This window comes from Nocardiopsis sp. NPDC006198 (assembly GCF_040613895.1).
GTDB classification, from domain to species: Bacteria; Actinomycetota; Actinomycetes; order Streptosporangiales; family Streptosporangiaceae; genus Nocardiopsis; species Nocardiopsis tropica.
Window position 1 is genome coordinate 84,032 of sequence record NZ_JBEXSY010000012.1, and the last position, 23,438, is coordinate 107,469.

The following is a 23,438-nucleotide window of genomic DNA, read 5'->3' on the forward strand; positions in this document are numbered from 1 at the left end:
GCGTTCACGCCCCTCGTTCGGCGCTCTTCCACGGGTGTCGGTGTCCGTTCAGCCAGGCGCCGAGCGGTGTGCAGCGGACGGCCAGCTGGTACGTGAGGAGCAGCATCGCGCTGGAACCGATCAGGGTGATCGACAGCTTGACCGCGACCGGGAGGCTCAGGTCCGCAAGGCTCATCCCGATGGCGACCACGATCGGCAGGTGCATCAGGTACATCCAGTAGGAGGCGTCGGCCAGGTACCGGATCGCCGGGCGGGGGCGGTTGAGGAAGCGCACGCACACGCCGACCAGACCGTAGGTCACGCACCATCCGCCGAGGGCGACCAACGCCGCACCCATGGGTAGCGGAACCTGCCCTTGGGCGATCAGCATGATCGACAGGCTGATCGCCCCGACGGTGAGATACGCGGCCCAGTCCCTGCTGATTCGGGCCAGTGCGTCGGAGCGACGGCGCAGCGCCCAGCCGACCGCGAAGGCGCCGAGGTATCCGACGAGTGGGGCGACCTCGGGAACGATCGTTGCGGGCTCGATGATCCCCGACATCGGCCTCCCCTGGATCAACACGACGACGATGTAGGGCACGGATGCCACGAGGACGCCGGCGCGCGACGAGAACAGCGTCGCCATCCGCTCGGAGAACGCCGACGTCCGTTCCCTCCCGATGAACCGGATGAGCAGAGCGCGCACCGCCACGGTGATCACGATGCATTCCATGAGCACGAGGAGGAACCAGAGCTGACCGGGACCGAACATGACCAGGGGGTCGGTCACCTCGGGCTGCGCCGTACCGGGATGGGTGCTTGCGAACATGAGCGCCAGCAGGCCGAGCGGAAACACCGCGACCGGCCAGAACGCGAACATGGGCAGCAGGACGCGCTTGGCTCGATCACCTACGTACCGCCGGGCGCCGCGCCGGTCGAGCATCAGAGCCCCGAAGCAACCGGCCAGCGTCATGAACAGCACCATCCTGAACGAGTGGATGACGAAGTTCGTCTCGGCGAGTCCCACCGACGTGTATCGATCGTGGAAGAACCAGGGCTGGGTCGCGATGAACGGCACGCATGCGTGCAACACGATGCCCAGCAGCAAGGCACCGCCACGAAGCGCATCCAGTCCGTGTATCCGTTGCGGGCGGCCGGCGGGCTCCGCCGTGCGGACAGGGGCCGGTTCCTTGGAGGAGGTCGTCATGCCAGCGACGCTACGGATCGCACCGGGCCGGCACATCGATCATCGGGTCAGCCGGATATCCACCGATCGGTGGAGCGGAGACGCCGGCGGATCGTCGTTCGGGACGGCGACAATCGAGTGGTGCCAAGACGAAGCGGATCGGGGCGAGGCCCGGCGCCGACATCTGCCGGCCCGGCGGGAGCCTCCGCGCTGTGGATCGGATTGTCGGTCGCCGCGCTCTCCCTCGTGCTCGCGATCAGCCTGGGAATCGGCGGAGACTTCCCTCCTCTTCTCAGTGATCGAGCGGAGCCGGCTCCGCTGCGGGTCGTGTCACCGATCGTCGTGCTGCTCGTGCTCCGCGTCTGTATGGAACTGGTGTACCAGAGGGCGCACGAGGGCAGCCGCCTGGCGACGGCCCTCTACCTCGTGCACGGCCTCACCCTGCTGGCGGGGGTCACCCTCAACCCGTTTCTGTGCGTCTACGCCTTTCTGGGCTTCCTCGACGTCGAGCGTTTCCTGCCTCGACGTGTCGTCTTCGCAGGGATCATCGGTACGGCTCTGCTGTGCGCCTTCGGCCAGGCGGGCGCTGTCGCAGGCGTGACGACCAGCCCGCTCGTCTTCGTCACCCTGCTCCTGGTCAACGTCGGCCTCGCCGGCGCGATGACATGGTTCGCGCAGTTGCGGGAGGAGCACGCGGACGAACGAGAGCGCGTCGCCGCCGAACTCGCCGAAGCTCACCGGGAGAACCTCGCCCTTCACGAGCTACTGCTCGAACAGGCCCGCTCCGCGGGCGTCGCTCAGGAACGCGCCCGGCTGTCGCGCGAGATCCACGACACGGTGGCCCAGGGCCTCGTCGGAGTGATCCGCCAGCTCGAGGCGCTCCCCGGCGATCTCGGGCAGAGCGCACGGCCGGGGATCGAACGGGCGGAGCACGCAGCAAGGGACTGCCTCTCCGAGGCACGCAGAGCCGTGCGCGCCCTGGCTCCACACCAACTGGCCAAGGACGATCTCACCAGCGCGCTCCGCGGCCTCGTCGCACGCTGGGCCGCGTCTCAGGCAACGCCGGCCGAACTCGTCGTCGTCGGAGCCCCGGTCGCCGGCGACGGTGACGACGTGGTGCTACGGGTCACGCAGGAGTCGTTGGCCAATGTCGCACGCCATGCCCGGGCCTCGTCGGTCACCGTGACGCTGAGCTGGCTCCCCGACACCCTGCTGCTGGACGTCGCGGACGACGGCGTCGGATTCGACCCCAACACGATAGTTCGAGGGAGGGGTCTCTCGGGGATGAAGGAGCGACTCTCCGAAGTCGGCGGCCATCTGATCGTCGAATCCGAACCCGGCCACGGCACCACGATCGCGGCGAAGGTGCCACGATGAGCGCCGTCCGAATCGTCATCGTCGACGACCATCCGATCGTCAGGCACGGCTTGGCCGGAGTCTTCGCCGACGAGCCCGGCATCGACGTGGTCGGCGAGGCGGACAGCGGCCCCCGAGGCCTGGTTGTCATCGCCGACGCCGAACCGGACGTCGTCCTCATGGACCTGCGCATGCCGGACGGCGACGGTGTCCCCGCGATCCGGGAACTCGTCAAGAACAGGACCCGGGGCCGACCGCGAGTGCTGGTCCTCACGACCTACGACACCGATCGTGACATCCGCAGCGCCCTCAACGCGGGCGCAGACGGCTACCTGCTCAAGGACGCATCGCGCACCGAACTGGTCCGTGCCGTGCGCGACCTGGCCGTTGGCCGGCCGGTGCTGGCGCCCGCAGCACTCGCGGCCCTCCTCGGACGCGAGGCGGAGACCGAGCTCAGCACCAGAGAAATCGACGTACTGCGCCTCGTCGCCGACGGCCTCACCAACAGAGCGATCGCAACCCGACTGCGAATCAGCGAGTCCACCGTCAAAACCCATCTCCTCCACACGTACTCGAAGCTGGGAGCCGCCGACCGCGCGCAAGCCGTCCGCATCTGCTGGGAACGCGGCCTCGTCCGACCCCCAGCAGGGCGGGATCCCGCTCTCGGGACCGGCCGACAGGCGCCGCGCGACCCTGGCCCGTCGCGCCGATGGCCCGTCGCTGGGCGCGATCCCCCGCGGGGTCGGGGTAAGCCCGGCCGTCGTGCACTGCGAGGTCACTGCGGTTCGCCTCCCGGAAGCCGACCGGGCCTGCCGGTCTTCGTCACGAGCACGGGTCCCGGGGTGCGCCGGCGCACGTCCGGCGGCTCACCGCACCGGGGTCCGCACGGGTGTGATCCAGGGGCGTCGGCCCCCGCGGCGTGAAGAGGGCCCCGCACCCGGCGACATGACAGCGGTCAGTGAATTCAGGGGATGGTGTACCCATCGCGTTCTCGATGCCCTTTGACCTGCCCTGAATTACGTTGCGGGGCCTTGGTTGGGGCTGCCGGGGGCCTCGGTCGCCCCCGCGGGGGTAACCGCCGATAAGGTTCACTTATCGGGGGTGAGGATTCGGGGGCCTCTGGGGATTCGTTTCGTATGCTCGAGGGGTTTTTGTTGTTGAGTTACGTTACCAACGAAACGTTATTAACGAGGCGTGGGGGACGGCCGCCATGGGAAGGACGCCGGTCACGGGGCGACACGGGCGGGGCCCAGTGCCCTGAGGCCCCTGGCGGCCCCTGGCCGGGCATCGCCCGCGTGCACGGGGCCCGGTAGCTTTCGTGGAAAATCCAACGCTCAGCGCTCGACCCGGTTGAGCAAACGAGGGTGCGCACCGCCGCACGGCGCCAGACCGGCCCGCACGAACGAGGGCGTCCATCGCGGCGAGCCGCCCCGGTGTCGGTGTGCCGTGGTCGCGGTCGGCCGACCGTTGCCCCTTTCCGGCTTATCGGGACCCCGGGAGCGCTGGTTCGTCAGCAGGATGTGCCCATCGGTGAGCGGCAAGGGTGGCCGGCGCCGTTCGGGGGATGTCCGGACAGGGCTGCCGCAGGTCGGGGACCTCAGCGCGCTCGAGGGAAAAGCCGCTCGACGGCGGTCACCACCGCGGCGCGGCGGGCGGCGGTGGTGGGGTCCACGGCGTGTGCGGCGGCGGCCTCGCTGAGTTCGGGCTGAGACGCCCAGGTCATGGCGATCTGATTCACCAGGGCGAGGACGTCCGTCGGGTCCCAGGCGGGGTCGAGCTGTCCGGCCTGCTGCACTTGGCGGATCTGGTCGATCTTGCGGGCGATCGCTGCCTGGGCGGGATCGTCGGCACCGGCTGCGGTGCCCGGCAGTTCGAGGCGGCCCCAGGTGATCAGGCGGTGGTGGTCTGGACGGGCAACGAAGTAGTCGAACAGGCGGCCCGCGTAGCCGGGGAGGTCGGACGGGTCTATCTGGGTGGCCTCGGCGATGACGACGTACTCCCGTGCAGTGACGTCGGCATAGAGCGCGTCTTTGCCGCGAAAGTAGGCGTAGACGCGTTCTTTGCTGGTTCTGGCGAGTTTGGCGATGCGGTCCACACGGGCGCCTGCGATGCCGTGGCGGGCGAACTCCTCCATGGCAGCGTTGAGAATGCGCTCGCGGGTGGCGTCGCCGACGGCGGCTGCTGCTGTGCTCTGATCGGAGTCGCGAGACTGAGGCATATCCCCAGGGTAGAGCACCGAACCGTTCGGTTTGCCGTTGCGGTGATCGGCGCGTAGTGTCAAACCGAACAGTTCGGTTTGACCTCTGGGTGGAACCGGCGAACCGTTGGGGAGTGAACTCATGCAGCACCGCGATCTGGGCTCTCAGGGTCTGCGCGTCTCGGCGCTCGGCCTGGGGACCATGGGCATGTCCATGGCCTACGGCGCCTCGAACGACGACGAGGGCATCGCGACCGTCCGCCGCGCCCACGAACTCGGGATCGACTTCTTCGACACCGCCGAGCTGTACGGCGCCGGTACCGGCAGCAACGAGATCCTCCTGGGCAAGGCGGTCAAAGACTTCCGCGACGAGGTGGTCCTCGCCACCAAGTTCGGCTTCGACATGACCGCCCCGGCGATCGGCTCCGCCTTCGACAGCCGCCCGGAAAACATCCGCAAGGTCGCCGAGAACAGCATGCGCTACCTGCAGAGCGACCACATCGACCTCTTCTACCAGCACATCTCCGACCCCGACATCCCGGTCGAGGAGGTCGCCGGCGCGGTCGGCGAACTGATCACCGAAGGCAAGGTGAGGTACTTCGGCCTGAGCAACGTCGGCCCCCGGTACATCCGCCGCGCCCACGCCGTCACCCCGGTCTCCGTGCTCCAGTACGAGTACTCGCTCTTCGAGCGGGAGGTCGAGGAGGAGATCCTTCCCGTTCTGCGGGAACTCGGCATCGGCCTGGTGCCCTACTCCCCGCTCGGCCGCGGCTTCCTCACCGGCCAGGTCAAGCCCGCCGGCGAGTACGCCGCGGACGACATGCGCAGCTGGGACGAACGTTGGCAGGGCGAGAACTACGCCTACAACCTGCACGCCACCGAACAGCTCAAGAATCTGGCCGACACCAAGGGCATCACCACCGCCCAACTCGCGCTGGCCTGGCTGCTCGCCCAGGGCGAGGACGTCGCGCCCATTCCCGGCACCCGCAGCACCAAGCGCATCGAGGAGAACGCCGGCGCCATCCACGTCCAGCTCTCCGCCGCCGAACTGGCCCGCATCACGGAGATCCTTCCCCACGGCTCGGCAGGCAGCCGCCTCCCGGCCGCGGCCCTGTCCAGCTTCACCACGGACTGACCGTGTCGGCACCCGCGTGTGCGCTCGTAGGCGCAGCGGCTGACGTGGACGTACGGGCGGCGGCGCCCCGGTTCGGTCCTCCGTGCTGCCACGCCGGGCCGGGCCGGATCACACACGCGCTGCGAAGGTGCGCGCACGCGGCGCGGAACAGGGCGGTGGGCGAGTCGTGCTCCATCGCGCGGGCGAGCGGGCAGGTCTCCAGCGCCTTGGCCTGGGCCTCCTTCATCGCCCGCCATCGCAGATGGCGGGCGACCTCGCGCAGGTGGTCGCTGCGGGTCTGCTCACGGATGCCGTGGGCGCGCAGCTCCCCGATGGGAAGGCGCAGCCTGCCCGGGAGCCGGGCCGGGCCGGAGCGGGGGCGGGGCGGGGACCCCGGTCAGGCCGGTGGGCACGTACCCGGGCCAGGGCAGTGTGCACAGTTGCACCGCCGGCCGAGTCGGTTGGCCGCGCCGCGGCGGTGTTCGACGAACTCGGCGTCGGTGGGGGCCGGGGTGAAGTAGCGGATCAGCTCCTGGGAGCTGACGGTGTCGGGGAACGCGCGTAGCTGGGCGGGCTCGGCCTCGGAGAAGACCTGGGTGGCCGACGTGGGACTCCGGTCGGGGGTGAGGGGTGACCGTCGGCGAACAGCTGACCAGCGGGGGAGGCTCGGCGTTGGATTTTCCGCGAGAACTACCGGGCCCCCTACGCAGGGGTCTCGGCTTTGCCCTCGTGTCGGGCTCCGCGCCCACGGGGACGACCCCGGGCGCACCGGAGGCATACGCTATTGCTCATGACGCAAGAAGACGGGGAGCTGGACAGTCTCGTACGCAAACGCATCCGTGCCCTGCGGGTGGCGCAGGGGTGGTCCCTGGCCGAACTGGCCACCCGTGCCCACCTGAGCCAGTCCTCGCTGAGCCGCATCGAGAACGGCAGGCGCCGTCTGGCCCTGGACCAGCTGGTCACCCTCGCCCGGGCCCTGGACACCACGCTGGACCAGCTCGTGGAGACCGCCACCGACGACATCGTCACCAGCCCGATGATCGACGCCGCCCACGGCCTGATGCGCTGGCCCGTCAAGGGTGACCCCGGCATGAGCGTGGTGCGCCAGCGCATGACCGAACCGCCGCCCGACAACCCCGCGCGCATGCGCGCCCACCCCGGACGCGAATGGCTCGTCGTCCTGTCCGGCACCGCGACCCTCATGCTCGGCCACCGCCGGTTCCGCGTCGAGGCGAACCAGGCTGCCGAGTTCCCCACGATGATGCCGCACGCGATCGGCGCCGAGGGCGGCCCCTGCGAGATCCTGGGCATCTTCGACCGCGACGCCCGCCGCGGGCACCAGCGCGAGGGCGAGGCCCCCGGGGGTCGGGGCGCCGACGGGTGAGCTCACCGGTCCGGGGCGGCATCGGATCGGCGGGGCCGGCCCCGCCGACGGCGGCGAGGCGGTCGACGTGCTCTGGCGGCCGGGCCGATCATGTCGGCTTGGACACCGCCCGCCGCTGTGCCCTGCCCGGCGAGGTGGGCGCGGCCCGGGCGTCGGAGGCGCTCACCGGCGACCGGTGGGCCGGCTGGTCCTGAGGCCGCCATCCCCTACCGATCCTCCTCGACCCCCGTGTCTTGCGCGTCGGGCCGCGCATCCGACCATCGTCTTGCGCAACGGGGAAGGAATCGCGCTTCAGAGGCATGGCCGTCCTACGGTGAAGGCATGAACGAAGCGCACTCGCACACTTCCCACCACGGCACCCGGCACGAGCACCACCGGGAGCACGACTCCGAGGTCCAGGCGGAGATCCTCGACCTGGACGCCGAGGTCCTCGCCGAACACATGGCCTCGATCACCGCGTGGCTGCCGCTGGAGACCGTCCCGCGCCGGATCGTGGACCTGGGCTGCGGCACGGGCGCGGGGACCTTCGCCCTCCTGGAGCGCTTCCCCGACGCGCACGTCACGGCCGTGGACACCTCCGCCGGGCACCTGCAGCGGCTGCGCGCCAAGGCCTCTGACCGCGGCGTCGGGGCGCGCGTGCGCACGGTGCAGGCCGACCTGGACGCACCCGGGTGGCCCGACCTCGGCTCACCGGACCTGGTGTGGGCGTCGGCCTCGATGCACCACCTGTCCGACCCCGACCGCGCCCTGCGCAACGTCCGTGGCGCGCTCGCGCCCGGCGGCCTGTTCACCGTCGTCGAACTGGCCGGGTTCCCGCGCTTCCTGCCCGAGGGCGCCCCGGAGGAGCGGCCCGGCCTGGAGGAGCGCTGCCATGCGGTGGCCGACCGCCTGTACGCCGAGCACCTGCCCCACCGCGGTGCGGACTGGGGTCCGATGCTGGCCGCCGCCGGGTTCACGGTCGAGGGCGAGCGCACGGTCTCCGTGGACGTCGAGGGCTCCCGCAGCGAGGCGGTCGGCCGCTACGCGCTCGGCGGACTGCAGCGCATCCGCACCGCCGTGGCCGCGGAGCTCTCCCCGGAGGACCTCGCCGCGCTCGACCGGCTCCTGGACGCCGGGAGCCCGCACGGCATCCTGCGCCGCGAGGACCTGGCGGTGCGCACCGAGCGCACCGTGTGGGCCGCGCGCCGTGCCTGACCCCGGGTTCCTCCTGGTTGCGGGGCGGGCCGACCGGTAGCCGGTGGCCCGCTTGTCCACGCGGGCCGGCGGGGCCGGTCCCCGGCCGGCTGTGGCCGGGCTCCTGTACGGCCCGGCCCGGGTGTCCGCCCCGGGTCGGGCCCGCCGTGGTCAGGCGCGGAGGAATTCCAGGACGGCCCCGGACCGGTCCAGGATCGCGTGCCCGACCCCGGGCAGGACGTGCACGGAGGCGTGCGGCACGCACCTTCGCACGCGGCTCGCGGTTCCCGCGGAGTCGAACATCGCGTCCCGCTCGCCCACGCTCACCTGCACCGGCATGGTCAGGCGGCGCAGGGTGTCGTCGGAGAACACCGGGAGCCGTTCCGTGCGCGGTCGGAACTGCTCGAAGGTCAGGCTGATCCGGTCCAGGGCGGGTCCGGCCGAGAGCGCGTCCAGGCCGGTGGCCACCAGCACCGAGCGGCGCCGGCCCCGGCGCCCGAAGGGGCGCAGCAGGAGGGTCGCGAACAGCCATCCCACCTTCTGGGCGCCCACGCCCCCGGGGCACAGCAGTGCCAGGCGGCGTACCCGGTCTGGGCGGTGGGCGGCGTAGTCCAGTGCCATCCAGCCGCCCAGGGAGGTGCCGACCAGGGCCGTGTCGACGAGTCCCAGTCCCTCCAGCACGTCGTCGAGCCAGAGCCGGTGGGCGCCCGAGGACAGGGGCGGGCGGGAGGGGGCGCTCAGGCCGGGTTCGCCCACCAGGTCCACGGCGTAGGTGCGGAAGTGCCGTGCCCAGGCGGCCGCGTCCTGGCGCCACATCGTCGCGTTGGCCCCCGATCCGTGCAGCAGGACCACGGGGGGCGCGTTCGCGGGGCCCGAGGCGAGCACGAAGGTCTCGCCCTCGCGGGTGGGCACCCGCAGGTGGTCGGCGGGAACCGGCCAGGTGCGCAGCTCCTCCTGGTAGCGGCGGCGCAGCTCCTGTTCCCCCGCTTCGGTCTTGTAGATGGCACTCATGGGTCGAGCGGTCCTCCCCGGATCGGCCGCCCGTGTCCGTCGGGGCAAGGGGCCCCGGTCGACACAGACGATCATGTGCCACCAAAGTAAACCAAACTTCCCTAAAAGCGAACCAATAAAGGGAGTTTTGGGGAGTATTAGAGTAGGGCGGTGGAAGAACGGTGGCCCCTGTCGTGCCCCTGCGGCCCCGTGAGCCGGGGATACTGCGCACGGTGGCGCACCCCGACCGGGGCGCGGGGGTTCCGGAGTGGCCGGGATCACCTCCGCCGCAGGGCCTCGGGGGCGTGCGGGGTTCCAGTACTCTCGTACATGTACAGATGTACTAGAGCTTGTCCGGGGCAGGAGGGATACACGTATGCGCCGCAGGAACGGCCGCGCGCCCGGGGCGGTGCGGCGGTGAGCGCCCGACGCGACCCCCAGGGGCGCCGCCGGAGCATCGTCGAGGCCGCCGCCGCGCTGATCACCGAGAGCGGCGTCTCCGGCCTCACCCACCGCGGCGTCGCCGCGCGCGCCCGCGTGCCGCTGGGCGCCACCACCTACTACTTCGCCACGCTGGACGACCTCAGCACAGCGGCCCTGGAGCACCTGGCCCAGGACACCGACGAGGCCCTGCGCGAGCTCGCCGGGCAGATCGCCCGCGACCGGGGCGACCCGGCCGCCGTGGCCGCGCTCCTGCACGACTACCTGCGCCAGGGCCCCCGGGTGCGGGCCGACGCCGAGCTGTACCTGGCCGGAGTGCACCGGCCCGACCTGCGCCCGCTGACACTGCGCTGGTTCGAGGGGCTGGTGCGGATCCTGGCCGAGCACACCACCCCCCGGGCCGCGCGGGCGCTGGCCCTGTACGTGGACGGGGCGATGCTGCACGCCCTGACGCACGACGACCCCCTGGACCCGGACGAACTCGCTTTCGCGGTCACCGCCCTGATGGGCCGGGCCGCCACCACCGACACGGAGCTCTGATGGGAACCGATCCCGCCCCGACCGCCACCACCGGGAAGGGGCCGATGTCGGCCGCCCGGCGCTGGGCCGCGCTGATGGTGCTCTCCGGCAGCCTCCTCGTGGTGGTCATGGACATGACCATCCTCAACGTGGCCCTGCCGGCGCTCTCGGCCGACCTGAGGCCCACCTCCGGCCAGCAGCTGTGGATCGTGGACGCCTACTCCCTGGTGCTGGCCGGGCTCCTGGTGACGATGAGCGCCCTGAGCGACCGGTGGGGCCGCAAGAGGATGCTGCTGGCCGGCTTCGCGGTCTTCGGCGGCGCCTCGCTCGCGGTGCTGGCGGCCGACAGCCCCGGCACCGTGATCGCGGTGCGCGTCCTGCTGGGCGTGGGCGGGGCGATGATCATGCCCACCACCCTGTCGATGATCCGCACCGTGTTCCCCGATCCCCGCGAGCGCGCCACCGCGCTGGGGATCTGGGCGGCCATCGCGTCGCTGGGCGCGGCGGTGGGCCCCATCGTGAGCGGGCTGCTGCTGGAGCACTTCTCCTGGCACGCGGCGTTCCTGGTCAACGTGCCGTTCATGGCCGCGGGCCTCCTGGCGGGGCTGCTCCTGCTGCCCGAGGCCCGCGACCCGCACCCGGGCAGCTGGGACATGGTGGCGACCGTGCTGTCGATCGTGGGCATGGTCGCGCTGGTGTGGGGCATCAAGCAGTTCAGCAAGGCCGGGATCCTGGACCCCTCGGCGCTGCTGGCGTTCGCCCTGGGCGCGCTGGTGCTGGGCTGGTTCGTGGTGCGCTGCCTCAGGCGCCCGGACCCGCTGCTGGAGGTGCGTCTGTTCTCCTCCCCGTCCTTCACCGCGGGGACCGTGGCCGCGCTGGCCTCCATGTTCGCCATGGCGGCGATGCTGCTCCTGGTCGCCCAGTGGCTCCAGCTCGTGGAGGGGCACTCGCCGCTGCAGGCGGGGGTGCGGCTGCTGCCGATGGCGCTGGGCGCCGCGGTGGCCTCGCCTCTGGCGCCGGTGCTGGCCCGGCGCCTGGGGAGCCGCACCGTGCTGGCGGGCGGGCTGTTCGTGGCCGCGCTGGGGTTCGTGCTGATGTTCGCCCTGCCGGGGCCGCTGTCCTACCCGGTGGTCATGGTCGCCCTCGTCCTGCTCGGAACGGGTTCGGGCTCCCTGGCGATCGCCTCGGCCGTCATCATGTCCAGCACCCCGCAGGCGAAGGCGGGCAACGCCGCCGCCATCGAGGAGACCTCCTACGACCTGGGCAACGTCCTGGGGGTGGCCGTGCTGGGCAGTGCCGCCGCGGCGGTCTACCGGGCGGAGCTGCCCGTGGGGCTCCTCACCGGCACCGGCCTGGGCGAGCAGACGGTGCTCGCCGCCCAGGAGTCGCTCGGGGGAGCCCTCGACATCGCCGCCGAGACCGGCTCCGCCGAGCTCTCCGCGTTGGCCCGGTCGGCCTTCAGCGAGTCGCTGACACAGATCAGTCTGGCGGGCGGCCTCGCGCTGCTGGCCGCCGCGGTGGCCGTGTTCGTGCTCACGCCCAGGTCACTGGACGTCTCCCAGGGGCACTGAGCCCGGGCCGGGGGCGGACAGGGGCGGGAAGGGCCGGAACCGGGTCTGTGGACAACCGGTTCCGGCCGCCTCCGACCCCGCATACTCCGTAGGTATGGACTCCCACAAGGTCCGGGCCCTCCTCGACCCGCTCCTGGACGGCGCCCCCGGCGACCTGCACATCCTCACCCTCCTCACCACCTCCTCCGCCTACACCTGCCTGCGGCGCCGTCTGGGCGTGCTCAGCGTCGAGCACCCCGAGGTGGTCGACGCCCTGGGCACGGCCCTCCTGGACGGCGTCCCCGGGACGGCCGTGCTGCGCACCTTCACCGACCGCACCTCCCACACCCTGCCCGACGGCCGCGCCGTCCCCCTCAAGAGCGTGTGCGGGTGGCGGCTCGACGGGGGAGGGCTCCACCCGCTGGACGCGCGGGGCGTCGCCGCGGTCGCCCGTACCGACGCCCTCACCGGTCGGCGGCTGCCGCCCGAGCGCGGGGTCGGGTACGCCGACGCCTGGCCCGTGGACCTGGCCCGCTTCCACGCCCCGGCCAGGAGGTGAGGGGCGTGGAAGCGGCGGCCCGCGCGTGCGGCGCGGGCGCGTTCGGCACGGGTCCTCACCCCGCTCCTGGGGCGAGGACCGTCGGCCCCTAGGAAACCTGCGCCCCGCTCCTGGACGGCGGGACCACCTCGCTGTCGCCGTTCAGCCACGAGCGCGCGCCCCTGTCCTCGGGTCCCGGATATCCGGGGTCGAACCCGGCCACCGCGTCCAGGCGGCGCACCGCCTGCTCGGGCAGGTCCACCCGGACCGCGCCCAGGTTGTCCCGGAGCTGGTCGGCGGTGCCGGCGCCGATGATCGGGTGGACGGTGTGCGAGCGGGCCAGGGTCCAGGCGATCGCGACCTGGGCCGGGCTCGCCCCCACCTCCCCGGCCACCTCGCGTACGGCGCGTGCGGCCCCGTGCTCGTGCGGGGAGAGGGCGGCGGCGTCGACCCGGCGGCCGGAGGCCTCGGCGCCGGGGCCGGTGAACCTGCCCGAGAGCACCCCGGCGGCCAGGCCGCCGTAGGTGGCCGCGCTCAGACCCAGGGCCTCGGACATCGGCAGCAGTTCGCGTTCGATGTCGCGCCGCAGGAGGCTGTAGGGCACCTGCACGCCCACGAACGGGGACCAGTCCCGCCACAGGGCCAGGGTGTTGGCCTGGGCGACGAGCCACGCCGGAAGGTTGGAGGCCCCCACGTACAGGACCTTTCCCGCGCGCACCGCCTCGTCCAGGGCGCGCATGGTCTCCTCCACGGGGGTGTACTCGTCCCAGGTGTGCACCCACAGCAGGTCGACGTAGTCGGTGCGCAGCCGTCGCAGGCTCCGGTCGAGGGAGCGGGCGAGGTTCTTGCGGTGGGTGCCGCCGGTGTTGGGGTCGGTGGGGTCCCGGGGCAGGGCGTACTTGGTGGCGAGCACGAACCGGTCGCGGCGCCCCCGCAGGAGTGCGCCCACGACCTCCTCGCTGTCGCGGTAGGCGGAGGCGGTGTCGATGACGTTGCCGCCCGCGTCCTGGTAGAGGTCGACCATGCGGCGCGCCTCCTCGGGCCCGGAGAAGGTCATCGCTCCGAGGAAGAGCTGGGAGACGCGCAGGCCCGAGGGGCCCAGGAGCCGGTAGCGCATCAGGCGGCTCCCTCCGCCGCGTGTGCGGCGCCCCCGGTGCGGGCGGGCCGGTCCGCCGCCGGGTGCGGCCTGCTCGCCGGGGGCCGGCCGTGCGGGTGGGCGGTTTCGTCCGGTGTGAAGGTCATGGGGCCAGTGTGGAGAGGAGGCGGGCGCGGAGGAAGGCCGTGGCGAGGCTGGCCCTGAGGGGGCCAGGACGGCAGGGGCGCCCGATCCTAGACTCGGCCCATGGACGACAACGCATTGGGAGAGTTCCTGCGCGCCCGCCGGGAGGCCCTGCCCCCGGACCGGGTGGGGCTTCCGGCGGGGCCGCGGCGGCGCACCCCCGGTCTGCGGCGGGCCGAACTGGCCACCCTCTCGGGGGTGAGCGTGGACTACCTGACCCGGTTGGAGCAGGGGCGCGACCGCAACCCGTCCGGGCAGGTGCTGGTGGCCCTGGCCGACGCGCTGCGCCTGTCCGTGGGAGATCGGGTGCAGTTGCGCAACCTGTCCAAGGCCGCCTCCGGTGTGGGGGCGCTGTGCCCGCAGCAGCCTCCCGAGCGCGAGGTGCGCCCCACCATGGTGTCCCTGCTGGAGCGTTTGGAGCCCGCCCCGGCGGTGCTGTTCAACAGGGTCGGTGAGACGCTCGCGCACACGGCCGCGTACGCGCGCCTGGCGGGCCCGGTCGGGCTCCTGGACGAGGACGGCGAGCCGGTGAACCGGTGGTGGTTCGTGTTCGCCGACGACCGGGCGCGGCAGGTGTACCCGGACTGGGACGGCGTCGCGGACGAGCGGATCGCCGAGCTCAGGGCCGAGAGCGCGCTCGACGACCCCTTTCTCTCGCACCTGGTGGAGGAGCTGGAGATCGTGGGCGGCGCGCCCTTCACCGACCGGCTCGCGGCGGCGCCCGCCGTGCCCCGGCGCACCGGCCTCGAACGCCTGGTGCACCCGGAGGCGGGCGAGCTGCGGTTGTCCTACGAGAGCCTGGACGCCGGAGGCCAGCGCCTGGTGGTCTACCTCCCCGCCGACGAGGGGACCGCCGCGGCCCTGGACCGCCTCACCCTGCGCGGACCCGTGCCCCTGCGGGCGGTGTCCGGGTAGCGTCTCCGGCCGCCCCGGCACGGGGGCGCCCGCCCCCCCGGTGGCTAGGCTGTGGGGCTCTGGCGACCGAGAGAGAGGACTGCGCCCATGGGCCCGGTCGTGGAATCGGTGAGCAGCAGCCCCGTGCACGCCTTCAGCAAGGACGTCCTTCCCGGTATCCGGCTCCTGGCCGGGCTGGGTGTGGAGGGCGACGCCCACATGGGCGCCACCGTCAAGCACCGGTCCAGGGTGGCCGTCGACCCCACCCGGCCCAACCTGCGCCAGGTGCACCTGATCCACGCCGAGCTGTTGGAGGAGCTGGCCGCGGCCGGTTTCGCGGTCGCCCCCGGGCAGTTGGGGGAGAACGTCACCACGCGCGGGCTGGACCTGCTCGCCCTGTCGACCGGGACCGTCCTGCGCTTCGGCGGCCGCGCCCGGGTGGAGGTCACCGGGTTGCGCAATCCGTGCCTGCAGATCGACGGGTTCGCCGGGGGCCTGCTCAAGCGGCTGGTCCACCGCGACGGGGACGGGGGCATCGTGCGCCGGGCCGGGGTGATGGGGGTCGTCCTGGAAGGAGGCCCCGTGGAAGCGGGCATGCCCGTCGAGGTGAGCGCGCCCGCGGGGGAGCACTCCCCCCTCGTGCCGGTCTGAGGAGGGCCCGCTCCCGCCCCCGTGACCGGGAGCGGGGGGCGGTCCCGCCGTCGGGGCCCGCGGGGTCAGGCCAGCCCGGCCAGGAGTTCGGGTTCGTAGAGGACGTCGAACCCGGTGATGCGGTCCCCGTGCACCGTGAACGCCAGTGCGGCGTAGGGCCGCCCGTCCTTGAGGGAGACGAACCCGGGCAGGCCGCGGACCAGTGCCGGGCGCGCCTGCTCCGCCAGCCGCGCGAAGGTGATGGCCTGGGAGGCCACGGCCCGCGCGCCCCGGGTCTCGGCGGGGACGCCGGCGAGTCTGGCGGCGGTGTCGGGGCGGACGACCACGTCGGGGGCCAAGACCCGCAGGAGCGCCTCGAAGTCGCCCCCGCGGGCCGCGGCGAGGAAGGCGTCCACCACCTCCCGGCGTCGTGCCAGGTCTGTGCGGCCGTCGGCGCCGCCCCCGCGGACCCTGCGCCGGGCCCGGCTGGCCAGCTGCCGGGTGGCGGCGGGGCTGCGCTCGACGACGGGGGCGATCTCCTCGAAGGGCAGGGCGAACATGTCGTGCAGCACGAACGCCAGCCGTTCGGCGGGAGAGAGGGTGTCCAGGACCACCATGAGCGCCGTGCCGACGGTGTCGGAGAGGACCGCCTGGTGCTCGGGGTCGGTGTCCGGGGCGGGTGCGGCGGCGGGTGCGGGTTCGGGCAGGTCCTCGCCGGCGGGGTCCTCGCGGCGCGCCGAACGGGATCTGAGCAGGTCCAGGCACACCCGGCCGGTGACCGTGGTCAGCCAGGCCGCGAGGTTGTCGATCTGCGAGGCGTCCGTGCGGCTCAGCTTCAGCCAGGTCTCCTGGACGGCGTCCTCGGCCTCGGCGCGGGAGCCGAGCATGCGGTGGGCGATGGAGTGCAGCAGCCCGCGGTGTTCGTGGAAACGGGCGGCGAGGGATTCTGCGGTGTTCACCGGTCACATTCTTCCGTGCAGGTTCGTCGTGGTTCCGACGCTTGTTGATGCTGACGTTTTCGGGTCAGCCGGTGTGACCGATGTCGACGGAGGATGACGCATGAGTGACCTGGGCGATCTGCGCGGGATGCTGCGGGGCCGGGTGCTGGTGGCGGGCGAGGAGGGCTTCGACGCCGCCGCCCGGCCCTGGAACCTGGCGGTCGAGCAGCCGGTGGCGGCGGTGGTGGAGGCCGCCGGTGCGGATGACGTGTCCGCGCTGGTCCGCCACGCCCGCCGGTGCGGGCTGACGGTGGCGGTGCAGCCCACCGGGCACGGCGCCTCGGGGGCGGTGGAGGGTGTGGTGCTGCTGCGCACCGGGGCCCTGGACGGGGTGGAGGTGGACCCGGTCCGGCGCACCGCCCGTGTGGGGGCGGGGGTGGCCTGGGGGCGGGTGCAGGAGGCCGCCGCCGCGTACGGTCTGACCGGGCTGCCGGGAAGTTCAACGGTGGTGGGGGTGGTGGGGTACACGCTGGGCGGCGGTCTGAGCTGGTTCGCCCGACGCCACGGGTGGGCTGCCGACAGTGTGAGGGCGTTCGAGGTGGTGGACGCCGAAGGCGGGCGGGCCCGGGTGGACGCGGCTTCGGACCCGGACCTGTTCTGGGCGCTGCGCGGGGGCGGAGGGGACTTCGCAGTGGTCACCTCCGTGGAGTTCGACCTGTACCCGGCGCCGGAGCTGTACGGGGGCCGGGTGGTGTGGCCGGTCTCGGCGGCGGCGCGGGTGATGGCGGCTTTCGCCGAGGTCGTGTCCGGGGCGCCGGAGGAGTTGACGGTGTGGGCGAACCTCCAGCAGATCCCGGGGCTGGATCCGACGGTGTCGGTGGACGTCACCTTCCTGGGCGGGGAGGAGCGGGCGCGCAAGCTGCTGCGGCCGCTGGAGGCGGTGGGCGCGCCGCTGCGGGACGGGCGCGGGACGATGTCGTCGGCGGCGCTGGGGTCGATCACCGCCGAGCCCACCGCCCCCTCGCCGGGGATGGCGCGTGCGGAGCTGCTGAGGGGGTTGGACGGGGGTGCGGTGCGGGCTCTGGTGGAGGAGCCGCCGGCGCCCCTGCTGGGGGTGCAGGTGCGGCACCTGGGCGGTGCTCTGGCGCGGGAGTCGGCCACCCCGTTCGGTGCGGTGGAGGAGCCGTACTACGTGTACGCGCTGGGGGTTCCCGTCTCCGCGCAGGCGGCGCAGGGGATCCGGGAGCGCCTGGGGCGGCTGGTGGCGGACCTGGGGCCGCTCGTGAGCGGACGCAAGCCGCTGACGGCGCTGGCCCCGGGGGAGTCGGTGGCCGACGTGTTCGGGCCGGAGGCGTTGGCGCGGCTGCGGCGGATCAAGCGCGAGCGCGACCCGCACGGGGTGGTGCGGTCCAACTATCCGGTGGGCGGCTGAGGGCTGCGGGGGCCGGCCGCGCGGCCGGCCCCCGCAGCGCGGTCAGGAGTCGGTGCGCCGGGAGAGCCGTTCGTGGCGCTGTCGGGCGGCCTGGGCCGAGCCGAGGCCCAGTCCGAAGGCGATCTCCTGCCAGGTCATGCCGCGGCCCCTGGACATCTGGAGCAGGCCGGCCTCCAGCTGGTCGAACTCCGCGCGGGCCCAGGGCACCAGGGTGAGTGCGGCGGTGAGGTCGTCCTGGTCGACGGGGGGTTCGCCGTCCTGGGGCAGGGCGCTGCCGGCGGCGAGGTCGGCGACGCGGCGCAGGGCGTCGAAGGGCTGCATGGGCATGCGCTGCTCGTCCCAGCGCGTGCGGTGCTCGCCGGCGGCGTGGCGTTCGGTGATGTGCAGGAGCGCCTGGTGGGTGCGCAGGCGCTGGGCGTTGCGGGCGTCGGGCCGGGTGAAGGCGTCGTCGCGTTCTTGCTCGGTCATGCACCCAGCATGGGACTTGAACAAGTTGTTGTCAACTAGTTTTTTTCAACCAAGTGTTCACGGTCGGGGTGGCGGGCCCCGAGGCCGTTCCCCGGCGACCGGTCGGCGCGCCCGCCGCACGGCCCCGGCCCGGAGGCGCCCGGTCCTCAGCGGGCCAGGTACTCCGCGAAGGTGGTCCTGCCGACCGCCCTGTCCGGGGCCAGGTGGCCGCCCGCCCGGTAGGCGGCGAAGGTCCTGCCGGGCAGGCGCACCGGCAGGAGCCGCCGGCGCAGCCCCTCCGCCTCCAGGTAGGCGCGGGCCAGGTCGCGGAAGGACTCCACGCGCGGTCCGCCCATGTCGGGGGCGCGGCCCGCCGGGGCCCCCTCCGCCAGGCGTGCCAGGCGGGAGGCGACCTCGGCGCTGTCGACCGGCTGCACGTCCACGTCCGGGAACGGCATGAGCGGTGAGCGGGCCGCGCCCGCGCAGATCCGCCGGACCAGGGCGTGGAACTGGGTGGCGCGCAGCACCGTCCAGCCCAGACCGGAGGCCTCCAGTGCCCGCTCGACCAGCAGCTTGTCCTTGTAGTAGCCCAGGGGTACGCGGTCCACGCCGACGATCGAGACGTGGACCACGTGCGCCGTGCCCGCCGCGCGCACCTCGCGGACGAGGTTGGTGGCGGACTCGATGTCGCCGCCGGCGGGACTGGAGGCGCAGTGGACCACCGTGTCGACCCCCTCCAGTGCCCGGCCCAGGCCGGCGCCGGTGCGCAGGTCGACGCCGACGGCGTCGGGGTCCCCGGGGTCGGGGTGGCGGCTCAGGGGGCGCACGCCGTGCCCCGCCCGGCGCAGGTGCTCCACGACGGCACGGCCGAGGGTTCCGGTACCGCCTGTGACCAGCACTGTCTTCATGATGGCTCCCTCTGTGGCCGGTGGGGACGACGCTAACACCGGAGCAGGGTCGTACGTGTGCTTTCGCGGTGGTTCGTCGCGGTGTGTGTTCCGGCCGCCGAAGGGCCCCGCCGGACCGTTCGGCCGGTTGCCCGGGGGACGGGTGACCTGCGGGGGAAGGCGCGGCGCTAGGGTGCTGGCAGCGTCGGCGCAGCGGGCGGCGGCGCGAAGCGGTGAGGAGTGTGCCCATGTCCGGGATCGCCGAGAGGCTGACGGCAGCGATCGGGGAGGAGCAGGTCGTCACCGACCCCCAGGTCATGGAGGGCTACTCCCACGACGAGGCCGAATGGGCCCCCTACGGGCGCCCCGCGGCCGTGGTGCGCCCCCGCGACACCGCCGACGTGTCGGCCACGGTCGCCCTGTGCGCCGAACTGGGGGTCCCGGTGGTCGCGCGCGGCGCGGGCACCGGGCTCTCCGGAGCGGCCAACGCCGTGGACGGCTGGGTGGTGGTCTCCTTCGAGCGCATGAACCGCGTGCTGGAGGTGGACCCGGTCCAGCAGACCGCGACGGTGCAGCCCGGCGTCGTCAACGACGACCTGCGCGAGCGGGTGGCCCGGGACGGCCTGTGGTACCCGCCCGACCCCGCCTCCGCGCCCTGGTCCACCATCGGCGGGAACGTGGCGACCAACGCGGGCGGGCTGTGCTGCGTCAAGTACGGGGTCACCCGCGACTACGTGCTGGGCATGGAGGCGGTCATGGGGTCCGGGGAGGTGGTGCGGCTGGGCCGTGTCACCGCCAAGGGCGTGACCGGCTACGACCTGTGCGGGCTGATGGTCGGGTCGGAGGGCACCCTGGGCATGGTCACCGAGGTGACGCTGCGGATGCGGCCCCTGCGCACCGGCGCCGAGCACACGGTGGTCGGCTACTTCGACTCCCTCACCGACGCCGGGCGCGCCGTGGCCGCCGTCTCGGCGGCGGGGGTGGTCCCCTCGGCCATGGAGCTCATCGACCGGTTCTGCCTCCAGGCGGTCGACGCCTGGAAGAACATGGGGCTGTCCGCCGAGGGCGAGGTGCTCCTGCTGGCGCGCAGCGACCAGCCGGGCGCGGCCGGGGAGGAGGAGGCCGAGCGCATCCTGTCCTGCTTCCGGGACGAGGGGGCGGTGTACGCGGTGCGCTCCACCGACCAGGAGGAGGCCGAGGCGCTGTTCGAGGCCCGCCGCCTGGCCTACCCGGCCCTGGAGCGGCTCGGTCCGCTGCTGACCGAGGACATGTGCGTGCCCAAGGCGAAGCTGCCGGAGATGCTGGAGAGGATCGAGGCCGCCGCCGAGCGGTTCGACACGCGGATCGGCAACATCGCCCACGCGGGCGACGGCAACCTGCACCCGCTGTTCATCGTCCCCGCCGGCGACGAGGCGGCCAAGAAGCGCGCGCAGGAGGCCTTCGAGGTGATCGTGGACGAGGCCCTGGCCCTGGGAGGGACGGTCACGGGTGAGCACGGTGTGGGGTTGTTGAAGATGCGCGGCGCGGCACGGGAGATGGGGCCGGACGTGGTGCGGATGCACCACGCGGTCAAGAACGCCCTCGACCCCCGGGGCATCTTCAACCCGGGCAAGGTGTTCGCCTGACCCGCGGGCCGGGCGGGCCGGGGCCTGCCCGGGGGCCGCGCTGTGGCAGATTGTGGTCATGGACGACGAACTCGCGCCGACCCTGGCCGCGGTCGGGCCCCGCCTTCGCGCCCTGCGCCGAGAACGCGGGGCGACCCTCTCCCAGCTGTCGGAGGCCACCGGCATCTCGGTGAGCACCCTGTCGCGCCTGGAGGCCGGACGCCGGCGCCCCACCCTGGAACTCCTGCTCGCGCTGGCCCGCGCGCACGGCGTGCCCCTGGACGAACTCGTGGGGGAGGACCCCGCCTCCGATCCGCGCGTGCGGCGCAGCTCCTTCGTCCGCAACGGGATCACGTTCGTGCCGCTGACCCGCAAGCCCGGGGGGCTGCAGGCCTTCAAGGTCACCTATCCGCCGCCCCGGGGCCACACCGAGATCGAGCAGCGCACCCACGAGGGCTACGAGTGGCTGTACGTCCTGAGCGGGCGCCTGCGCCTGGTCCTGGGCGACCACGACATGGTGCTCTCGGCCGGGGAGGTCGCCGAGTTCGACACGCGCCTGCCGCACGCCTTCGCCAACCCCGGCCCCGAGCCGGTGGAGTACCTGGGCCTGTTCGGCCCCCAGGGGGAGCGCGCCCACGTGCGGGTGCGCCCGCGCACCAGGGGATCCGCCGACAAGGAGTGAGCGGGAAAGGGGAACCGGCCCGGTGGTGGGCGGCGTCTCACCGTGGGAGAGCCGCACCCGGATGAGGAGTTCCCCTTGGACGTCGCCCTACTGGTCCTGGCCGTCACGGTCGCTGTGGTCGCCGCGGTCGGCGCCCTGGTGTTCGCGGGCTCGGCCGCCGAGCGCCGGCGTGCGAAAGCCCTGGCCGCCTGGGCCGAACGCGAGGGGTGGCGCTACGACCGGGAGCGCCCGGAGCTGGTGGACCGCTTCTCGGGGGATCCGTTCGTGGAGGGCCGTTCCGACGCCAGGGCCACGCACGTGCTGTGCACGGAGCTGCGCGGCCACCGTGTCCTGGCCTTCGAGTACCGCTACTCCTCCTCGCACCACGACGGGCGCCAGACCAGGACCGCCACCCACACGCACACCGTCGTCGTGCTCCCGGTCCCGTCCGGCGCCCCCGTGCTGGAGCTGCGGGAGGAGGCCCTGGGGCATGCGGTGCTGGGCCCGCTGGGGGTCCACGACCTGAGGCTGGGCGAGACGGCGTTCGACTCCCTCTTCTACGTCGCCACCTCCGACGACGGCTTCGCCCGCGCCGTCCTGGACGAGGACGTGCGGTCGTGGCTGTCCGGCGCCGGCGCGGCGGCCGTGCCGTTCCGCATCCACGGCGACCGCCTGCTGTGCTGGGACCACCGGGAACTGGACGCCGAACGGGTCCGTGCCTCGGCCCGGACCATGGTCGGACTGCTGGAGCGGATCCCCGCCTCGGCCTGGGAAGGCGCCCCGAAGGCCCCGGAGGTCCGTCCCTGAGGCGGCTGTCTCAGGGGCGCCGCGCGGGCGCGCATCCGCTCCACCGCAGGTCCGGTTCCAGGTGCGAGACGTCGTTGAAGGCCAGGACCTCGGCCGCACGCCCGGGCGTGTGGCGGATGACGGTCAGGGCGGCGTTGGCCGGGGCCAGGGTCGCCCACCGCCAGGCGGGCTCCCCGAGTGCGGCCACCGTCAGCCAGCCCACCGGGTAGGCGTGGGTGATGACCGCCTCCCGGACCTCCCGCTCGCCCGGGGCCGGACCGGAGAAGCGTTCCAGGCACCGGCGGCCCAGCTCGGGACCGGGTCCGCGCTCCTGCTCCGGCAGGGAGGCCGTGAACGCCATGACGGTGTCGGCGCACTCGGGCGGCACCTCCTCCCGGGAGGGGAGGTGGGGCGCGTAGTCGCCCGCCTCGGGCGCGGCCGCCGTTTCGACGCCGGCCCCGTCCAGGGCGAGCCGGTCGGCTACCAGGCGCGCCGTCTCGGTGGTCCGCTCCGAGGGTCCGTGGTGGAGCGTTCGCACCCCGGCCTCGCGCAGGCGGTCGCCGAGCAGGACGGCCTGGCGCAGGCCGGTGCCGGTCAGTCCGCCGTGAGCGGGGTCGGCCTCGGCGTGGCGGGCCAGGTACAGGTAGCGGGTCGCGGGCATGGGGGCCTCCGGTCGGGTCGGCCCTGGGCGCCGGGAAGCCGCCGCCCCTCCCGGGCGCGGCGGCGGGGCTGCGGCCGTACCGGTCGGATCCCGCGGAGCGGTGCGCGGTTCGGCGCGCGGGCGGAAGGTGAGACGTCCCCCCTGAGCGGGTAGGGCGGCCAACGCGGCACCGGAGCGGTGCCGAGGACGCGACCCGAGGGGGCAGCCATGGCCGACAGGCTCAACGGACGCAGGATCGCGATTCTGGCCGCGGACGGGGTCGAACGGGTCGAACTCGTCCGACCGCGCGAGGCGCTGCGGGAGGAGGGCGCGAGCACCGACCTGGTCTCGCTGAGCGAGGGGGAGATCCAGTCGATGAACGGCGACATCGAGCCCTCCGAGCGGTTCGCGGTGGACCGCGTGGTCTCCGAGGCCAAGGTGGAGGACTACGACGCCCTGGTGGTCCCGGGAGGGACCGTCAACCCTGACAACCTGCGCCTGGACGCGGACGCCGTGGGGTTCGTGCGCGACTTCGTCGCGGCGGGCAAGCCGGTGGCGGCGATCTGCCACGGGCCCTGGATCCTGGTGGAGGCCGACGTGGTGCGGGGGCGCACGGTGACCTCCTACCCCAGCATCCGCACCGACATCCGCAACGCCGGCGGGGTCGTGGTGGACGAGGAGGTGGTCACCGACCACGGGGTCACCACCAGCCGCAACCCCGACGACCTGCCCGCGTTCTGCGAGCGCATCGTGCGGGAGTTCGCCCAGGGGTGAGGCGTGCGCCGGCGTGGTGCGAACGACGGGCGGGGCGGT

At 73.4% G+C, this 23,438-nt stretch carries 24 protein-coding genes and 1 pseudogene; 15 read left to right on the plus strand and 10 right to left on the minus strand.

The window, feature by feature from the left end; all coding sequences use genetic code 11:
• Nucleotides 1–4: 4 nt before the first annotated feature.
• On the minus strand, nucleotides 5–1,222 hold the full coding sequence (locus ABZ234_RS11150; protein ID WP_355011877.1) for an acyltransferase family protein: 1,218 nt from the start codon (nucleotides 1,220–1,222) through the stop codon (nucleotides 5–7).
• A 270-nt stretch (nucleotides 1,223–1,492) separates the two neighbouring features.
• Here ABZ234_RS11150 and ABZ234_RS11155 point away from each other — a divergent pair, with 270 nt between their 5' ends.
• A complete protein-coding gene (locus ABZ234_RS11155; RefSeq protein ID WP_355011878.1) occupies nucleotides 1,493–2,542 on the plus strand; it encodes a sensor histidine kinase in 1,050 nt (349 codons plus the stop codon).
• Nucleotides 2,539–3,444, plus strand: a complete 906-nt coding sequence (locus ABZ234_RS11160) for a response regulator transcription factor (protein ID WP_355011879.1) — start codon at nucleotides 2,539–2,541, stop codon at nucleotides 3,442–3,444. Before ABZ234_RS11155 ends, ABZ234_RS11160 begins: the two co-directional genes overlap by 4 nt.
• A gap of 674 nt (nucleotides 3,445–4,118) precedes the next feature.
• Here ABZ234_RS11160 and ABZ234_RS11165 read toward each other — a convergent pair.
• On the minus strand, nucleotides 4,119–4,862 hold the full coding sequence (locus ABZ234_RS11165) for a TetR family transcriptional regulator (protein ID WP_355011880.1): 744 nt from the start codon (nucleotides 4,860–4,862) through the stop codon (nucleotides 4,119–4,121).
• Here ABZ234_RS11165 and ABZ234_RS11170 point away from each other — a divergent pair.
• Nucleotides 4,861–5,853 carry an aldo/keto reductase gene (locus ABZ234_RS11170; RefSeq protein ID WP_355011881.1) on the plus strand — a complete coding sequence of 331 codons (993 nt, stop codon included), beginning with the start codon at nucleotides 4,861–4,863 and terminating at the stop codon, nucleotides 5,851–5,853. The genes ABZ234_RS11165 and ABZ234_RS11170 overlap by 2 nt on opposite strands.
• On the opposite strand, the pseudogene ABZ234_RS11175 reads toward ABZ234_RS11170, so the two are convergent.
• Nucleotides 5,840–6,610: pseudogene (locus tag ABZ234_RS11175) on the minus strand (DUF4158 domain-containing protein). The gene ABZ234_RS11170 and the pseudogene ABZ234_RS11175 overlap by 14 nt on opposite strands.
• Nucleotides 6,611–6,622: 12 nt before the next feature.
• On the opposite strand from ABZ234_RS11175, the gene ABZ234_RS11180 reads away from it, so the two are divergent.
• Nucleotides 6,623–7,216 carry an XRE family transcriptional regulator gene (locus ABZ234_RS11180; RefSeq protein ID WP_355011882.1) on the plus strand — a complete coding sequence of 198 codons (594 nt, stop codon included), beginning with the start codon at nucleotides 6,623–6,625 and terminating at the stop codon, nucleotides 7,214–7,216.
• A gap of 321 nt (nucleotides 7,217–7,537) precedes the next feature.
• Entirely contained in the window at nucleotides 7,538–8,410 is an 873-nt protein-coding gene (locus tag ABZ234_RS11185) for a class I SAM-dependent methyltransferase (RefSeq protein ID WP_355011883.1), read from the plus strand.
• 150 nt (nucleotides 8,411–8,560) lie between these two features.
• On the opposite strand, the gene ABZ234_RS11190 is transcribed toward ABZ234_RS11185, so the two are convergent.
• Nucleotides 8,561–9,400 (minus strand): alpha/beta fold hydrolase, encoded by an 840-nt coding sequence (locus ABZ234_RS11190; RefSeq protein WP_355011884.1) that lies wholly within the window; start codon nucleotides 9,398–9,400, stop codon nucleotides 8,561–8,563.
• A 396-nt stretch (nucleotides 9,401–9,796) separates the two neighbouring features.
• Here ABZ234_RS11190 and ABZ234_RS11195 point away from each other — a divergent pair, with 396 nt between their 5' ends.
• The 3 genes from ABZ234_RS11195 to ABZ234_RS11205 all read left to right on the plus strand — a co-directional run bounded on the left by ABZ234_RS11195 (nucleotide 9,797) and on the right by ABZ234_RS11205 (nucleotide 12,448).
• The gene (locus ABZ234_RS11195; RefSeq protein ID WP_267950163.1) at nucleotides 9,797–10,360 is read left to right on the plus strand and encodes a TetR family transcriptional regulator; all 564 of its coding nucleotides are present in this window, start codon (nucleotides 9,797–9,799) and stop codon (nucleotides 10,358–10,360) included.
• The gene (locus tag ABZ234_RS11200) at nucleotides 10,360–11,910 is read left to right on the plus strand and encodes an MFS transporter (RefSeq protein WP_355011885.1); all 1,551 of its coding nucleotides are present in this window, start codon (nucleotides 10,360–10,362) and stop codon (nucleotides 11,908–11,910) included. Before ABZ234_RS11195 ends, ABZ234_RS11200 begins: the two co-directional genes overlap by 1 nt.
• Before the next feature lie 94 nt (nucleotides 11,911–12,004).
• A complete protein-coding gene (locus tag ABZ234_RS11205; protein WP_355011886.1) occupies nucleotides 12,005–12,448 on the plus strand; it encodes a hypothetical protein in 444 nt (147 codons plus the stop codon).
• Nucleotides 12,449–12,536: 88 nt separating this feature from the next.
• On the opposite strand, the gene ABZ234_RS11210 is transcribed toward ABZ234_RS11205, so the two are convergent.
• Together ABZ234_RS11210 and ABZ234_RS11215 are read right to left on the minus strand one after the other, a co-directional pair.
• Nucleotides 12,537–13,544 carry an aldo/keto reductase gene (locus ABZ234_RS11210; protein ID WP_355011887.1) on the minus strand — a complete coding sequence of 336 codons (1,008 nt, stop codon included), beginning with the start codon at nucleotides 13,542–13,544 and terminating at the stop codon, nucleotides 12,537–12,539.
• On the minus strand, nucleotides 13,544–13,669 hold the full coding sequence (locus ABZ234_RS11215) for a hypothetical protein (protein ID WP_355011888.1): 126 nt from the start codon (nucleotides 13,667–13,669) through the stop codon (nucleotides 13,544–13,546). Before ABZ234_RS11215 ends, ABZ234_RS11210 begins: the two co-directional genes overlap by 1 nt.
• A 100-nt stretch (nucleotides 13,670–13,769) precedes the next feature.
• On the opposite strand from ABZ234_RS11215, the gene ABZ234_RS11220 reads away from it, so the two are divergent.
• Nucleotides 13,770–14,621: a helix-turn-helix domain-containing protein gene (locus tag ABZ234_RS11220; RefSeq protein WP_355011889.1), complete on the plus strand. Its 852-nt coding sequence runs from the start codon at nucleotides 13,770–13,772 to the stop codon at nucleotides 14,619–14,621.
• A gap of 87 nt (nucleotides 14,622–14,708) precedes the next feature.
• Nucleotides 14,709–15,251, plus strand: a complete 543-nt coding sequence (locus ABZ234_RS11225) for an MOSC domain-containing protein (protein ID WP_355011890.1) — start codon at nucleotides 14,709–14,711, stop codon at nucleotides 15,249–15,251.
• Between the two features lie 65 nt (nucleotides 15,252–15,316).
• Here the strand turns inward: ABZ234_RS11225 and ABZ234_RS11230 are convergent, their stop codons facing one another.
• Complete coding sequence (locus ABZ234_RS11230) at nucleotides 15,317–16,189, minus strand: sigma-70 family RNA polymerase sigma factor (RefSeq protein WP_267950159.1); 873 nt, start codon at nucleotides 16,187–16,189, stop codon at nucleotides 15,317–15,319.
• A gap of 100 nt (nucleotides 16,190–16,289) precedes the next feature.
• Between ABZ234_RS11230 and ABZ234_RS11235 the strand changes: the two genes are divergently transcribed.
• Entirely contained in the window at nucleotides 16,290–17,600 is a 1,311-nt protein-coding gene (locus ABZ234_RS11235; protein ID WP_344175375.1) for an FAD-binding oxidoreductase, read from the plus strand.
• Nucleotides 17,601–17,642: 42 nt separating this feature from the next.
• Here ABZ234_RS11235 and ABZ234_RS11240 read toward each other — a convergent pair whose 3' ends face one another.
• Complete coding sequence (locus ABZ234_RS11240; protein WP_344175377.1) at nucleotides 17,643–18,068, minus strand: DNA-binding protein; 426 nt, start codon at nucleotides 18,066–18,068, stop codon at nucleotides 17,643–17,645.
• A 146-nt stretch (nucleotides 18,069–18,214) separates the two neighbouring features.
• Nucleotides 18,215–18,955: an NAD(P)H-binding protein gene (locus ABZ234_RS11245; RefSeq protein ID WP_355011891.1), complete on the minus strand. Its 741-nt coding sequence runs from the start codon at nucleotides 18,953–18,955 to the stop codon at nucleotides 18,215–18,217.
• 227 nt (nucleotides 18,956–19,182) lie between these two features.
• Here ABZ234_RS11245 and ABZ234_RS11250 point away from each other — a divergent pair, with 227 nt between their 5' ends.
• The 3 genes from ABZ234_RS11250 to ABZ234_RS11260 all read left to right on the plus strand — a co-directional run bounded on the left by ABZ234_RS11250 (nucleotide 19,183) and on the right by ABZ234_RS11260 (nucleotide 22,006).
• Nucleotides 19,183–20,559, plus strand: coding sequence for an FAD-linked oxidase C-terminal domain-containing protein (locus tag ABZ234_RS11250; RefSeq protein ID WP_344175381.1), 1,377 nt, complete (start codon nucleotides 19,183–19,185; stop codon nucleotides 20,557–20,559).
• Nucleotides 20,560–20,617: 58 nt separating this feature from the next.
• Entirely contained in the window at nucleotides 20,618–21,220 is a 603-nt protein-coding gene (locus tag ABZ234_RS11255; RefSeq protein WP_267950154.1) for an XRE family transcriptional regulator, read from the plus strand.
• A 75-nt stretch (nucleotides 21,221–21,295) separates the two neighbouring features.
• Entirely contained in the window at nucleotides 21,296–22,006 is a 711-nt protein-coding gene (locus ABZ234_RS11260; RefSeq protein WP_355011892.1) for a hypothetical protein, read from the plus strand.
• Nucleotides 22,007–22,016: 10 nt separating this feature from the next.
• On the opposite strand, the gene ABZ234_RS11265 is transcribed toward ABZ234_RS11260, so the two are convergent.
• Nucleotides 22,017–22,646 carry a histidine phosphatase family protein gene (locus ABZ234_RS11265; protein WP_355011893.1) on the minus strand — a complete coding sequence of 210 codons (630 nt, stop codon included), beginning with the start codon at nucleotides 22,644–22,646 and terminating at the stop codon, nucleotides 22,017–22,019.
• Between the two features lie 207 nt (nucleotides 22,647–22,853).
• Here ABZ234_RS11265 and ABZ234_RS11270 point away from each other — a divergent pair, with 207 nt between their 5' ends.
• Complete coding sequence (locus tag ABZ234_RS11270; protein WP_267950151.1) at nucleotides 22,854–23,399, plus strand: type 1 glutamine amidotransferase domain-containing protein; 546 nt, start codon at nucleotides 22,854–22,856, stop codon at nucleotides 23,397–23,399.
• Nucleotides 23,400–23,438 lie beyond the last annotated feature (39 nt).

What these genes read in the sequence shown, in the direction of transcription:
- ABZ234_RS11150 (WP_355011877.1), bottom strand. Translation starts at nt 1,222, where the DNA reads ATGTGCCGGCCCGGTGCGATCCGTAGCGTCGCTGGCATGACGACCTCC.
- ABZ234_RS11160 (WP_355011879.1), top strand. Translation starts at nt 2,539, where the DNA reads ATGAGCGCCGTCCGAATCGTCATCGTCGACGACCATCCGATCGTCAGG.
- ABZ234_RS11170 (WP_355011881.1), top strand. Translation starts at nt 4,861, where the DNA reads ATGCAGCACCGCGATCTGGGCTCTCAGGGTCTGCGCGTCTCGGCGCTC.
- ABZ234_RS11165 (WP_355011880.1), bottom strand. Translation starts at nt 4,862, where the DNA reads ATGAGTTCACTCCCCAACGGTTCGCCGGTTCCACCCAGAGGTCAAACC.
- ABZ234_RS11180 (WP_355011882.1), top strand. Translation starts at nt 6,623, where the DNA reads ATGACGCAAGAAGACGGGGAGCTGGACAGTCTCGTACGCAAACGCATC.
- ABZ234_RS11185 (WP_355011883.1), top strand. Translation starts at nt 7,538, where the DNA reads ATGAACGAAGCGCACTCGCACACTTCCCACCACGGCACCCGGCACGAG.
- ABZ234_RS11190 (WP_355011884.1), bottom strand. Translation starts at nt 9,400, where the DNA reads ATGAGTGCCATCTACAAGACCGAAGCGGGGGAACAGGAGCTGCGCCGC.
- ABZ234_RS11200 (WP_355011885.1), top strand. Translation starts at nt 10,360, where the DNA reads ATGGGAACCGATCCCGCCCCGACCGCCACCACCGGGAAGGGGCCGATG.
- ABZ234_RS11205 (WP_355011886.1), top strand. Translation starts at nt 12,005, where the DNA reads ATGGACTCCCACAAGGTCCGGGCCCTCCTCGACCCGCTCCTGGACGGC.
- ABZ234_RS11210 (WP_355011887.1), bottom strand. Translation starts at nt 13,544, where the DNA reads ATGCGCTACCGGCTCCTGGGCCCCTCGGGCCTGCGCGTCTCCCAGCTC.
- ABZ234_RS11215 (WP_355011888.1), bottom strand. Translation starts at nt 13,669, where the DNA reads ATGACCTTCACACCGGACGAAACCGCCCACCCGCACGGCCGGCCCCCG.
- ABZ234_RS11220 (WP_355011889.1), top strand. Translation starts at nt 13,770, where the DNA reads ATGGACGACAACGCATTGGGAGAGTTCCTGCGCGCCCGCCGGGAGGCC.
- ABZ234_RS11225 (WP_355011890.1), top strand. Translation starts at nt 14,709, where the DNA reads ATGGGCCCGGTCGTGGAATCGGTGAGCAGCAGCCCCGTGCACGCCTTC.
- ABZ234_RS11235 (WP_344175375.1), top strand. Translation starts at nt 16,290, where the DNA reads ATGAGTGACCTGGGCGATCTGCGCGGGATGCTGCGGGGCCGGGTGCTG.
- ABZ234_RS11240 (WP_344175377.1), bottom strand. Translation starts at nt 18,068, where the DNA reads ATGACCGAGCAAGAACGCGACGACGCCTTCACCCGGCCCGACGCCCGC.
- ABZ234_RS11245 (WP_355011891.1), bottom strand. Translation starts at nt 18,955, where the DNA reads ATGAAGACAGTGCTGGTCACAGGCGGTACCGGAACCCTCGGCCGTGCC.
- ABZ234_RS11250 (WP_344175381.1), top strand. Translation starts at nt 19,183, where the DNA reads ATGTCCGGGATCGCCGAGAGGCTGACGGCAGCGATCGGGGAGGAGCAG.
- ABZ234_RS11255 (WP_267950154.1), top strand. Translation starts at nt 20,618, where the DNA reads ATGGACGACGAACTCGCGCCGACCCTGGCCGCGGTCGGGCCCCGCCTT.
- ABZ234_RS11265 (WP_355011893.1), bottom strand. Translation starts at nt 22,646, where the DNA reads ATGCCCGCGACCCGCTACCTGTACCTGGCCCGCCACGCCGAGGCCGAC.
- ABZ234_RS11270 (WP_267950151.1), top strand. Translation starts at nt 22,854, where the DNA reads ATGGCCGACAGGCTCAACGGACGCAGGATCGCGATTCTGGCCGCGGAC.